Source organism: Rhizobacter sp. P5_C2 (assembly GCF_054049715.1).
The window spans coordinates 1-11,314 of the sequence record NZ_JBFULV010000156.1 but is presented as its reverse complement, the minus strand read 5'-3'; the positions used below and the strand labels follow the sequence as shown (position 1 = coordinate 11,314).

Annotated in this window: 12 protein-coding genes; 9 read left to right on the top strand and 3 right to left on the bottom strand. The window is 71.1% G+C overall.

The features are described from left to right. The 5 genes from ACXJLU_RS31195 to ACXJLU_RS31175 all read left to right on the top strand — a co-directional run. Window positions 1-196: PfkB family carbohydrate kinase (locus ACXJLU_RS31195; RefSeq protein ID WP_457337640.1), on the top strand; the 196-nt coding region annotated here is incomplete at its 5' end. Further along, a complete protein-coding gene (rbsD, locus tag ACXJLU_RS31190; RefSeq protein ID WP_457337639.1) occupies window positions 193-588 on the top strand; it encodes a D-ribose pyranase in 396 nt (131 codons plus the stop codon). The genes ACXJLU_RS31195 and rbsD, both read left to right, overlap by 4 nt. Before the next feature lie 35 nt (window positions 589-623). After that, the gene (locus ACXJLU_RS31185) at window positions 624-1,181 is read left to right on the top strand and encodes a sigma-70 family RNA polymerase sigma factor (protein ID WP_073466686.1); all 558 of its coding nucleotides are present in this window, start codon (window positions 624-626) and stop codon (window positions 1,179-1,181) included. Then, the gene (locus ACXJLU_RS31180) at window positions 1,178-1,381 is read left to right on the top strand and encodes a zf-HC2 domain-containing protein (protein WP_457337638.1); all 204 of its coding nucleotides are present in this window, start codon (window positions 1,178-1,180) and stop codon (window positions 1,379-1,381) included. The genes ACXJLU_RS31185 and ACXJLU_RS31180 overlap by 4 nt, the downstream gene beginning before the upstream one ends. A 143-nt stretch (window positions 1,382-1,524) precedes the next feature. Next, complete coding sequence (locus ACXJLU_RS31175; protein WP_457337637.1) at window positions 1,525-2,736, top strand: lactonase family protein; 1,212 nt, start codon at window positions 1,525-1,527, stop codon at window positions 2,734-2,736. Here the strand turns inward: ACXJLU_RS31175 and ACXJLU_RS31170 are convergent. Together ACXJLU_RS31170 and ACXJLU_RS31165 are read right to left on the bottom strand one after the other, a co-directional pair. Then, entirely contained in the window at window positions 2,715-3,965 is a 1,251-nt protein-coding gene (locus tag ACXJLU_RS31170; RefSeq protein ID WP_457337636.1) for an SGNH/GDSL hydrolase family protein, read from the bottom strand. The two genes, ACXJLU_RS31175 and ACXJLU_RS31170, sit on opposite strands and share 22 nt — an antisense overlap. A gap of 13 nt (window positions 3,966-3,978) precedes the next feature. Beyond that, window positions 3,979-5,163 carry an MFS transporter gene (locus ACXJLU_RS31165; RefSeq protein ID WP_457337635.1) on the bottom strand — a complete coding sequence of 395 codons (1,185 nt, stop codon included), beginning with the start codon at window positions 5,161-5,163 and terminating at the stop codon, window positions 3,979-3,981. A gap of 112 nt (window positions 5,164-5,275) precedes the next feature. Here ACXJLU_RS31165 and ACXJLU_RS31160 point away from each other — a divergent pair, with 112 nt between their 5' ends. The 3 genes from ACXJLU_RS31160 (at window position 5,276) to dapA (ending at window position 7,592) form a co-directional block, all read left to right on the top strand. Next, complete coding sequence (locus ACXJLU_RS31160; RefSeq protein ID WP_457337634.1) at window positions 5,276-6,181, top strand: LysR family transcriptional regulator; 906 nt, start codon at window positions 5,276-5,278, stop codon at window positions 6,179-6,181. Window positions 6,182-6,242: 61 nt separating this feature from the next. After that, window positions 6,243-6,473 (top strand): DUF433 domain-containing protein, encoded by a 231-nt coding sequence (locus tag ACXJLU_RS31155; protein ID WP_073466692.1) that lies wholly within the window; start codon window positions 6,243-6,245, stop codon window positions 6,471-6,473. Between the two features lie 237 nt (window positions 6,474-6,710). Further along, window positions 6,711-7,592, top strand: coding sequence for a 4-hydroxy-tetrahydrodipicolinate synthase (dapA, locus tag ACXJLU_RS31150; RefSeq protein WP_457337633.1), 882 nt, complete (start codon window positions 6,711-6,713; stop codon window positions 7,590-7,592). Here the strand turns inward: dapA and ACXJLU_RS31145 are convergent. Further along, a complete protein-coding gene (locus ACXJLU_RS31145; RefSeq protein ID WP_457337632.1) occupies window positions 7,576-7,920 on the bottom strand; it encodes a hypothetical protein in 345 nt (114 codons plus the stop codon). The genes dapA and ACXJLU_RS31145 overlap by 17 nt on opposite strands. A 178-nt stretch (window positions 7,921-8,098) precedes the next feature. On the opposite strand from ACXJLU_RS31145, the gene ACXJLU_RS31140 reads away from it, so the two are divergent. Then, window positions 8,099-11,314, top strand: a 3,216-nt coding sequence (locus ACXJLU_RS31140) for an ATP-binding protein (RefSeq protein ID WP_457337631.1), incomplete at its 3' end; no start/stop codon positions are given.

Below are 11,314 nucleotides of genomic sequence, written 5' to 3'. Positions count from 1 at the left end.
CACCAAGGCCGTCGACACCACCGGCGCCGGCGACACCTTCATCGGCGCGTTCGCCGCCGCGCGCTGTGCCGGCGCGGCGCTGCACGCGGCCATCGCGCATGCGCAGCAGGCCGCGGCGTTCAGCGTGGCGCGGCCCGGCACCATCGATTCGATGCCGTTCGCGCGCGACCTGCAACCGGCGCTCTCGCCCTCGTGAAGAAGACGCCGCTGCTGCACCGCGGCCTGTCGCAGCTGGTGGCGGGCCTGGGCCATGGCGACCTGGTCGTGATCGCCGACGCCGGGCTGCCGGTGCCGGTGGGCACGCCGTGCATCGACCTCGCGCTGACGCGCGGCGTGCCGTCGTTCGACCAGGTGCTGCAGGCGCTGCTCAGCGAGATGCAGGTGGAGCGCATCGCGCTGGCCCACGAGGCGCAGCAGCACAGCCCCGGGTTCGTCGAGCAGGTGGGCGACCGAATGCAGGGCGTGCCGGTCGAGCGGCTGTCGCATGACGAGCTGAAGCGGCGCAGCGCGTCGGCGCGCGCGATCGTGCGCAGCGGCGAGTTCACGCCGTACGCCAACCTGCTGCTGTACGCAGGCGTCGTGTTCTAGTGCCGACAGGCCCTGGCGCGATACAGTCGCGCCCCATGGACATCGCCGCCGAACTGTCGAGCCTGCACCAACCGCTGTTGCGGTTCGCGCAGCTCCAGCTGCGCCATGACAGCCTGGCCGAAGACGTGGTGTCGGAAACGCTGCTGGCCATCCTCGAGACACCGGAACGCTTCGAGGGCCGCAGCTCGCTGAAGACCTACGCGACCGGCATCCTGAAGTTCAAGATCATCGACGTGCTGCGCCGGCGCGGCCGCGAGATCCATGTCGAGCCGCTGGGCGAGCAGAGCGTCGACGACGCGCTCGACGCGCTGTTCGCGGCCGACGGCCACTGGCGCGAGGCGCCACCGGCCTGGCAGCACCCCGAACGGGCGCTGGAGCAGGCGCAGTTCTTCGACACGCTGCAGCTGTGCATCGACAAACTGCCTCCGAAGCTCGCGCGCATCTTCATGATGCGCGAGTGGCTGGAGCTGGAGATCGACGGCATCTGCGGCGAGCTGCAGATCACCAGCAACAACTGCAGCGTGATGCTGTACCGCGCACGCATGCAGCTGCGCGAGTGCCTGCAGCTGCGCTGGTTCAAGGACGCGGCATGAGCACGGAACCGGTCGACGACGACGACATCGACTGCCGAGCGGCGTCGCACCTGCTGAGCGCCGAACAGGATGGGCCGCTGCCGCCCGACGACGAGCGGCGGCTGGCCGCGCACCTGCCGGTCTGCCCCATGTGCCGCAACGTGCAAGGCCAGCTCGCGCTGCTGCGCCAGAGCGTGCGCGACCTCGGTCGCGAGGACTGAATCCCGGACCGCGCCGCACAGAACATCACGCGCAGATCACATTTCGGAACGGGTGCATCCAACGGGTAAGTGAGCCGGTTTCCCTTCGACGAACCGAGACGCCAAGGCTTTGGCGTTGCTCACACCACTCGAAGGAAACAGACATGCACCACGCCAGCAAGCTTTCCCACCACCGCGTCGCGCTGCTCGCCACCGCGCTCGCCGCCACGATGTTCGTCGCCGCCTGCGGCGGGGGCGACGACGCCGCACCGGCCCCGCCGCCGCCGCAGGCCGCGCTGGCCAACCAGCTCTACACCGAGACCAACGAGACGGCGAACGCCATCGTGCATTTCACGCGCCAGGCCGATGGCACCCTGGTGCGCAAGGAGACCACGCCGACCGGCGGCGCCGGCACCAACGCGGTCAATGCCGCCGGCGCCACGGTGCCCGATTCGCTGGTCAGCCAGCACAGCATCATCGCGAGCCCCGACGGCTCGACGGTGTTCGTCGTCAACGGCGGCGACGATTCGATCTCGGTGATGAAGGTCGACCCGACCACCGGTGCGCTGACGCTGAAGAAGCGCAGCAGCACGGCGGCCGGCCACATCCCGAACAGCCTCGCGCTGAACCACGGTGTGCTGTATGCGACCTTCATCGGCGGCGCCTCGCAGCTCGCGGCGTTCAAGGTCGAGGCCGACGGTGGCCTGACGCAGCTCGGCAGCTACGACCTGCTGGCACTCGGTGGCCTCGCGACGGCCGCGCCGACGCAGGTCATCGTGTCGCCCGACGGCGGCTTCGCAGTGGTCAGCGCCGGCACCGGCAGCAACGCGATCCTGTCGTTCCCGATCGCGGCCGATGGCACGCTCGGCGCGCCGGTCACGTCGGCCGGCCTGCTGGCCACGCCGTTCGCCGGGGCCTTCGTACCGGGGGCGGCGTCGCCGGTCTACCTGTCCACCGGCATCTCGACGCAGTCGCTGAACGCGTTCTCGTTCTCGGCGACCGGCGCGCTCGCGGCGCTGGGCCAGGCCAGCGCGCCGGGCACCGCGGCGCCGTGCTGGCTGGTCGTCACGCCGGACGGCAAGACCGCGTTCGTCGGCAACGGCTCGGGGTCGATCTCGTCGTACGCGATCAACGGCAACACCTTGACCCTGCTCGACGCCACGGCGGCACTCGAGCCGTCGGTGCAGGCCGGCATCAACAGCGTCGCGGCCGATTCGTGGATCAGCCCGGACGGCAAGTTCCTCTACACCGCCTACCTCGGCGACGACAAGGTCGTGGCCTACGCGATCGGGCTGAACGGCTCGCTGGCGAAGCTCGGCGAGACGGTGATCGGCACCGCCACGCACCTGAGCCTTCAGGGCATGGTCGGCATCTGACCGAGCAGTGCCGGCAACGGCACCGCGCCGGCCATCGCGCGGTGCCCGGCGTCGCCCGGGTGCAGGTGATCGCCCGAATCGAACGCGGGCTGCAGGCGCGACGGCTGCGCGGGGTCGCGCAGCAGCGCGTCGAAGTCGAGCACCGCATCGAACTCGCCGCTGTCGCGGATCCACGCGTTGAGTTGCCGGCGCAGCGCGTCCTTGTGCGGCTGGAAGTAGTCCGCGAGCGGCGTGCCGGCAAGGGCACCTTCGAACGGTGTCAGCGTCGCGCCCAGCACGCGCACGCCACGCCGGTGAGCACTGGCGATCAACTGGCGGTAGCCCGCGATCAACTCGGCGAGCTCGGGTGGCCTGCGCTGCGGGTCGAAGGCGGTGCCCGGCCAGCTGATGTCGTTGATGCCGATCAGCACGATCACGCTGCGCACGTGCGGTTGCATCAGCACGTCGCGGTCGAAGCGCGCGAGTGCGCTCGGCCCCATGCCGTCGCTCAGCAGGCGGCCGCCCGAGATGCCGGCATTCAGCACCGCGATGCGCTGCGGCGCGAGGCGCGCGGCCAGGAAGTCGGGCCAGCGCGCGTCGGCGTCCATCGTCGCGCCGTTGCCGTCGGTGATCGAATCGCCGATCACGACGACGCTGCCGCGCGGCGCGCCTGCCTCGACCGCGATGGCGCTGAGGAAGATCCGCGCGCTCAGGCCCGGCGTGGGTGGGAGCTGCGCGGCGGCCACCTGGTTGCCGGGCGCGAGCGATGCGGCCTGCCGGCCGTCCCAATGAAAGGTCTGCGTCGAGGTCGGCTTCGGGAAGTAGAGGCTGACCGCCAATGACGCGAGCGGCGCGACCTCGAACTCCACCGGGTCGCTGAGCACCGGCGCGCCGGGCGGCACGACAACGCCGGCCTGCCCTCCGAAGGTCACGGCGCGGCCATGCCCAGGTGCCGATGCCAACGCCAGCTGTGCCGCGCCGATCACCAGCGGCTCGGTTCCGTACTCATTCGACAGCTGCAGTCGCACGCGCCGCCCGCCGAGGCTCAGCCGGACGATCTGGCGCAGCGTCTGGTTGTCGATCGACGCCGGGATGCCGGTGGGCAGCGCGAACGCCGCGCCCCAGCTCGCCTCGGGGCTGGCGGTCCAGCTGGGGACCCAGGTGCCGGCGTGCGCAGGCACTGCGGCCAGGCAGGCGAGGATGGACACGGTCGCGGCGAGGCCGCGCCGCAGCGTGCGGCGTGCTGTCATGGGGTGTCCTCGGTCAGGCGCTGGCGGAAGCGACCGGCGCCGGCCTGCGGTCCAGCGTCATCGCGAGCGCCGCGATCGCGAGGCCGGCCAGCGGCAGCAGCGCCGCCACCCAGGCCAGCGACGCGAGGCCGGGCCCACTGGCGATCACCGCGCCACCGAGCCACGCGCCGAGCGCGTTGCCCAGATTGAAGGCTGCTATGTTGAAGCTCGACGCGAGGCTCTGTCCGGCGCCTTGCGCCTTGTCCAGCACCCACATCTGCAGCGGCGCGACGGTCGCGAACGACGCGGCCCCGAGCAGCCCGACGAACAGCACCGCGGCCACCTGGCTGTGCAGCGCCCAGCCGGTCAGCGCGAGCACGATCGCCAGCACCGCCAGCGAGCCCAGCACCGTGCCGGCGAGGTGCTTGTCGGCCAGCTTGCCGCCGGCCAGGTTGCCGATCACCAGCCCGCCGCCGAACACCAGCAGGATCGGCGACACCGCCGCGGCGCTGAAGCCGCTGACCTGCGTCAGCAGCGGCGCGATGTAGGTGAACAGCGCGAACAGCCCCGCGAAGCCGAGCACCGTGGTCGCGAAGCCGAGCAGCACCGGGCGGCGCAGCAGCGCGTCGAGGTCGGCGCGCAGCGAGCTGCCGTCGCGGTTCGCCGGCTGGGTCGGCACGAACAGCGCCAGCGCCGCCATCGCGAGCAGCCCGACCGCGCTGACGGCCCAGAAGGTCGCGCGCCAGCCGAAGTGCTGGCCCAGCCAGGTGCCGAACGGCACGCCGAGGATGTTGGCCACCGTGAGGCCGGTGAACATGATCGCGATCGCCGACGCGCGCTGCTGCGGCGGCACGAGCCCGGTCGCGACGACCGAGCCGACGCCGAAGAAGCTGCCGTGCGCCAGTGCCGTCAGCACGCGCGCGGCCATCAGCAGCTCGTAGCTCGGTGCCAGCGCGCAGCTCAGGTTGCCGAGCGTGAAGACCGCCATCAGCGCCAGCAGCAGCGTCTTGCGCGGCCAGTGCTGGGTCAGCGCGGTCAACAGCGGCGCACCGACCACGACGCCCAGCGCGTAGCCGGAGATCAGCAGCCCGGCGGCCGACACCGACACGCCGAGATCGGTGCCCACGTCGAGCAGCAGGCCCATGATCACGAACTCGGTGACGCCGATGCCGAAAGCGCCGACGGTCAGCGCATACAGCGCCAGTTTGGTGTTCTTCATGACTGTGAATTCAGATGCCGTTGAGTCGGGAATGATGAGTTCAAACCGTGCCTTGGACTAGACTGCCCGGCGGAAAAGCACTTGTGAACCGATTTCATCAGCGAGGACCGGCATGGCACGACTGGATGTGAACCGCTCGGGCGAGATGGAGGTGTTCGTGCGAGTGGTCGAGCTGGGCGGCTTCTCGGCCGCGGCGCGGGCGTTCCGGATGACGCCATCGGCGGTCAGCAAGCTGGTCGGGCGGCTCGAGGCGCGGCTCGCGGTGCGGCTGCTGGCCCGCTCGACGCGGCAGGTGCAGCTGACGCCCGAAGGCTGCGTGTTCTACGAGCGCGCGGTGCGCGTGCTGGCCGACCTCGACGAGGCGGAGCGCGGTGCGGCCACCAACGATGCGCCGCGCGGGCGCCTGAGCGTGAACGTCAACGTGCCGTTCGGCGAGCATTTCCTGTTGCCGCTGGTGCCGGCCTTCCTGGCGCTGCACCCCGAGGTCACGCTCGACATCGTGCTGACCGACGAGGTGATCGACCTGCTGGAGCGCCGCACCGATGTCGCGGTGCGGGCCGGGCCGCTGAAGAGTTCGCAGCTGCTCGCGCGCAAGCTGGGCGAGACGCGCAAGCTGATCGTCGGCTCGCCGGCCTACCTGCAGCAGCGCGGCATGCCGCTCACGCCGGCCGACCTGGCCGCGCACAACCGCCTGGGCTTCACCTACGCGCGGGCGCTGGAGGGATGGCCGCTGCTGCAGGACGGACAGGTCGTGCCGGTGGCGCTGAACGGCAATGCGCAAGTGAGCGACGGCGAATCGCTGCGCCGGCTCGCGGTGGCCGGCCTCGGGCTGGCGCGGCTGGCGGCGTTCCAGGTGCGCGACGACATCGCGGCCGGGCGGCTGGTGGCGGTGCTGGAAGACTTCAACCCCGGCGATGTCGAAGAGGTGCACGCGGTGTTCGTCGGCCAGGGCGGGCACCTGCCGTCGCGGGTGCGGGCGCTGCTGGATTTCCTGGTGGAGAACGTGCGGATCGGCTAGCCGCGCCGCTGCCGCGAGGAGATACTCTCTACCATCGTTCGCGTTGCGACAAGGAGCTGACATGGGACCCCTGGAACGCATCACACAGCGACCTGACATGATGGGCGGCAAGGCCTGCATCCGCGGCATGCGAGTCACCGTGGGAATGGTGGTGGGGCAGGTCGGCGCGGGCCGTAGCGTCGATGACATCCTGGCCGACTACCCCTATCTTGAGCGGGAAGACATCCTGCAGGCGTTGCGCTATGCCGCCTGGCGCGCCGACGAGCGCGAGGTCGAGTTGGCCGGTGTGTGACGCAGGATGCGTCTTCTCGTCGACATGAACCTGTCGCCTCGATGGGTGCGCTGCTGACGATGGACACGAAGCGCGCGCGCTTGCGCTTGTTGCCGTTGCAAGTGAAGCGCTGATCAGCTGACCGCGCGGCGCCAGGTGTCGCGCCCGGCGATCTTGAATGCAACAGGTCGCGCTTGCCTAGAATGCCCAGCCTGTCCGGGTGTTCTCCGCCCCGGCGCCATCGTGAGGAAGGCATTCATGCAACACCTGTCCGGCATCTGGGTTCCCGTCATCACGCCGTTCGCGGCCGACGGGCGCGTCGACCATGAACGGCTCGCCGCGCTGGTCGCCGGCCTGGTGGCCGACGGCATTCACGGCCTGGTGGCCTGCGGCACCACCGGCGAAGCGGCGACGCTCGATGAAGCCGAGCAGGCCGCCGTGCTGCGCACCGTGTTGCAGGCTGCGGGCGGGCGCAAAGTGCTGATGGGCGTGAGCGGCATCGCGCCGCGCGAGGTGGCCGCCGCGTGCCGGCGCTTCGGCGAGCAGACGGTCGCCGGCTTCCTGGTGCCGCCGCCCTCGTATGTGCGGCCGACGCAGCAGGGCATCGTCGAGTTCTACCGCGAGGTCGCGGCGGCCGCGCCGAGCGCGATCGTCGTCTACGACATTCCGTACCGCACCGGCACCGAGATGAGCCTGGCGACGCTGCGCAGCATTGCCGCGATCCCCGGCGTGCGCGGGCTGAAGGATTGCGGCGGCGACCCCCGCAAGACGCAGGCGCTGATCGCCGACGGCCGGCTCGCGGTGCTGTCCGGCGAGGACCACAACATCTTCACGACGCTGTGCCAGGGCGGGCAGGGCGCCATCGCGGCCAGCGCGCACCTGCACCCGCGCGGCTTCGTCGAGATGTACGACGCGGTGCAGGCAGGCGACCTGCCGCGCGCCCGCCGGCTGCACCATGCGCTGGCGCCGATGGTCGCCGCGCTGTTCGCCGAGCCGAACCCGGGTCCGCTGAAGGCGCAGCTGGCGGCGCTGGGCCGCATCGGCCCGGCCCTGCGCGCCCCGATGACCGCGGCCAGCGCGCCGGTGGCCGCGGCGCTGCACGCCGCCTGGCAGCAGGCCGGGGTCAGCCTGTCGGGTTGATCGACTTCAGCGCTTGCTGGCAGGCGGCATCGCGGTCGGCCTGCGGCTTGGTCTTCAGCTCCTCGAACGCCAGGTCGCCATTCAGGCGGCCCTGCATGAAGAGCTTCAGGATGTTGATGTCCAGCTTGGCCAGCAGGTCCTGGCGGCTGCGCGCTTCGGCCTCGAAGCGATCCTTGAAGGCATCGAGCGCGGCGTCGCTCGCGCCGCAGTGCTGCGCCAGCTGGTAGCGCTGGCCGGATTGCAGCCCGCCTTCGACGACCTCGTCCTTGGATTGCGCCATGGCAGCGCAGGAAAACCACAGCAGGCAGGCGATCGGTACGAGGCGCATGGGAATGTCGGAGGTTGCAAAGTCATCGAGGTTAACCGAGCCGCCGCCGGCCGCGGGTGGCGCACGCTGCGATCTGGCGGTAACGCGCGTCACCAGCCGTTGCTTTCGCGGCTAGCATTTGGTGATGGTCGACACGTCGTTGGGATTCCTGGACAGAGGCGGGGAGATGGGCGAGCGCATGCGCGCCTTCGATTGGGGCCGCACGCCGCTCGGCGAACCGAGCGGCTGGCCGCAGAGCCTGAAGACCATCGTGCGGGTGATGCTGGACTCGCGCTTCGCGATGTGGATGGCCTGGGGCAGCGAGGCCACCTTCTTCTGCAACGACGCCTACCTGCCCACCGTCGGCCTGAAGCGCGAGTGGGTGCTGGGCGCGCGCGCCGACGTGGTCTGGGCCGAGATCTGGCACGACATCGGCCCGCGCATCGGCCAGGTGTTGAGCACCGGCACCGCCACCTGGGATGAAGGCCTGCAGCTGTTCCTGGAACGCAGCGGCTACCTCGAGGAAACCTTCCACACCTTCTCGTACAGCCCGGTCTACGACGATGCCGACGGCGTGGCCGGCATGCTGTGCGTGGTGGTCGAAGACACCGAGCGTGCGATCGGCGAGCGCCGGCTGCGCCTGCTGCGCGAGCTGGCGGCGCTGCCGATCCGCGAGCTGCCGTCGCTTGCGGCCGCCGCGGCGCAGCTCGTCTCGACGCTCGGCAACAGCCCGCAAGACCTGCCGTTCGCCGCGCTGTATCTGCCCGATCGCCTGCCCGACGGCCCCGATGCGCCGGACGGCCGCGACGCGGCGCTCGCCCGCATCACGCAGACGGCGAACGTGCCACCCGATGCGCTGCCGCGCCGGCTGGTGCGCGATGCGGCGTCGCCGGGGCCGCTGGCACAGGAAGTGCGCGAGGCCGAGCGCAGCGGGCTGCCGCAGCTGGCCGACGGCATCGCGGCGCAGGTCGGCGAGATCCGCGGGGCGTGGACCGAGCCGGTGCAGCAGGCGGTCGTGCTGCCGCTGGTGGTGGCCGGGCAGGCCCCGAACGTCGGCGCGCTGGTGGTGGGCATCAGCCCGCGCCGGCGGCTCGACGACGCCTATCGCAGCTTCCTGTCGCTGGTCGCGTCGCAGGTCGCGTCGCGGCTCGGCGAGGTGCGTGCACGGCTGGAAGAGCGCCAGAAGGCCGAGGCGCTGGCCGAGCTCGACCGCGCGAAGAACCTGTTCTTCAGCAACGTGAGCCACGAACTGCGCACGCCGCTCACGCTGATGCTCGGGCCGCTGCAGGACGCGCTGTTGCGCCCGGACCTGCCGGTCGACCTGGTCGAGGCGCTGCAGCTCGCGCACCGCAACGGCGAGCGGCTGCGCAAGCTCGTCAACTCGTTGCTGGAGTTCTCGCGCATCGAGGCCGGGCGCGTCGAGGCGAGCTACCAGGCGACCGACCTGGCGGCGCTGACGCGCGATTTCGCGTCGGCCTTCCGCTCGGCGATCGAGCATGCCGGGTTGCGCTTCGTCGTGGCCTGCGAGACGCTGTCGAACGAGGTGTTCGTCGACGTCGACATGTGGGAGAAGGTGGTCCTGAACCTGCTGTCGAACGCGTTCAAGTTCACGTTCGACGGCGAGATCGCGGTCTCGCTGCGCACCGAGGCGGGCCAGGCCGTGCTGGAGGTGCGCGACACCGGCATCGGCATGGACGACGAGGCGCTCGCCCATGTGTTCGACCGCTTCCACCGCGTGGACGGGGCGCGTTCGCGTTCGCACGAAGGCACCGGCATCGGACTGGCGCTGGTCAAGGAGCTGGTGCGCCTGCACGGCGGCAGCGTCACCGTGACCAGCGCGCCGGGCAGCGGCAGTTGCTTCGTGGTGCGCGTGCCGCTGGGCGTGGCGCACCTGCCGGCGCACCGCGTGGGGATCGCGCCGGCAGCCGCAACAGCATCTGGCGCGACAGGCAGGGCGATGGCGCTGGATGCGTTCGCCGAGGACGCGCTGCGCGCCGGTCAAGCGCCGGCCGTGCCACCGCGCCCGCAACGGCCGGGTGACGCGTCGCGCGCGACCGTGCTGGTGGTCGACGACAACGCCGACATGCGCAGCTACATCGCCGGCGTGCTGGGCGCGCGCTGGAACGTCGAGGGCGCGGCCGACGGCCTGCAGGCGCTGGCCGCGATCGCCCGGCACCGGCCCGACGTGGTCGTGACCGACATCATGATGCCGGAGCTCGACGGCTTCGGCCTGCTCAAGCGCATCCGCTCGCATGACGCGTTGCGCACGCTGCCGGTGATCCTGCTGTCGGCGCATGCCGGCGAAGAGGCGCGGCTGGAGGGGCTCGCCAAGGGCGCCGACGACTACATCGTGAAGCCGTTCTCGGCGCGCGAACTGGCGGCGCGCGTCGAGGTGCTGCTGGTGCGCGAGCAGATGCATGCGATCCGCGATGCCGCGAACCGCCGGCTGGTCGAGGTGTTCGACAACGCGCCGGTGGCGGTCGCGCTGCTCGACGGTCCGCAGCACGTGTTCAGCTATGCGAACGACGAGCAGCGGCGCCTGGTGGGCGACCGTCCGCTGCTGGGGCTGCCGCTGCTGACGGCGATGCCCGAGCTGCGCGACCTGAACGTGAAGGAGCTGCTCGACAGCGTGATGCGCAGCGGCGAGCCGTACTTTGCGAAGGCCTTCGAGGTGCGGATGCCCGAGCCGCGCTACTTCGATTTCGTCTACCAGCCGCTGACCGAGCCGGACGGCACCCAGCCGGTCAAGATCGCCGTCGTCGCCTACGAGGTGACCGAGCAGTTGAGCGCGCGCCAGCAGGCCGAGGACGCGAGCCGCGCGAAGGACGAGTTCCTCGCGATGCTGGGCCACGAGCTGCGCAACCCGCTTGCGCCGATGCTCACGGCGCTGCACCTGATGCGCATGAACTGGAAGGATGCGGCGGTCAAGGAGCGCGGCATCATCGAGCGCCAGGTGCGGCACATGGTGCGGCTGGTCGACGACCTGCTGGACGTCGCCCGCATCACGCGCGGGCGCGTCGAGCTGCAGCGCGCGCCGCTCGACCTGGGCGCGGTGGTCGGCCAGGCGGTCGAGACGGTGAGCCCGCTGTTCGAGCAGAAGCGCCAGCGGCTGGAGGTGCGGGTCGAGGAGCCGCTGCCGCTGCACGGCGATGCGGTGCGCCTCGGGCAGATCGTCGCGAACCTGCTGACCAACGCGAGCAAGTTCACCGAGGTTGGCGGGCATGTGTCCTTGCAGGCGCGGCGCGATGGCGACGATGCGGTGCTGGTGGTCGAGGACGAAGGCATCGGCATGTCGTCCGACGAGTTGATGGTGGTGTTCGAGCCTTTCGTGCAGGGCAAGCGGCAGGCGCTGAACCGGCCGCACGGCGGGCTCGGCCTGGGCCTCGCGATCGCGCGCAGCCTGGCGGCGCTGCAC

Excerpts from the sequence above, each read along its gene's own strand:
- ACXJLU_RS31165 (WP_457337635.1), bottom strand. The coding sequence starts at position 5,163 with ATGAAGAACACCAAACTGGCGCTGTATGCGCTGACCGTCGGCGCTTTC.
- ACXJLU_RS31155 (WP_073466692.1), top strand. The coding sequence starts at position 6,243 with ATGGGACCCCTGGAACGCATCACACAGCGACCTGACATGATGGGCGGC.
- ACXJLU_RS31170 (WP_457337636.1), bottom strand. The coding sequence starts at position 3,965 with ATGACAGCACGCCGCACGCTGCGGCGCGGCCTCGCCGCGACCGTGTCC.
- ACXJLU_RS31185 (WP_073466686.1), top strand. The coding sequence starts at position 624 with ATGGACATCGCCGCCGAACTGTCGAGCCTGCACCAACCGCTGTTGCGG.
- ACXJLU_RS31180 (WP_457337638.1), top strand. The coding sequence starts at position 1,178 with ATGAGCACGGAACCGGTCGACGACGACGACATCGACTGCCGAGCGGCG.
- dapA (WP_457337633.1), top strand. The coding sequence starts at position 6,711 with ATGCAACACCTGTCCGGCATCTGGGTTCCCGTCATCACGCCGTTCGCG.
- ACXJLU_RS31175 (WP_457337637.1), top strand. The coding sequence starts at position 1,525 with ATGCACCACGCCAGCAAGCTTTCCCACCACCGCGTCGCGCTGCTCGCC.
- ACXJLU_RS31145 (WP_457337632.1), bottom strand. The coding sequence starts at position 7,920 with ATGCGCCTCGTACCGATCGCCTGCCTGCTGTGGTTTTCCTGCGCTGCC.
- ACXJLU_RS31160 (WP_457337634.1), top strand. The coding sequence starts at position 5,276 with ATGGCACGACTGGATGTGAACCGCTCGGGCGAGATGGAGGTGTTCGTG.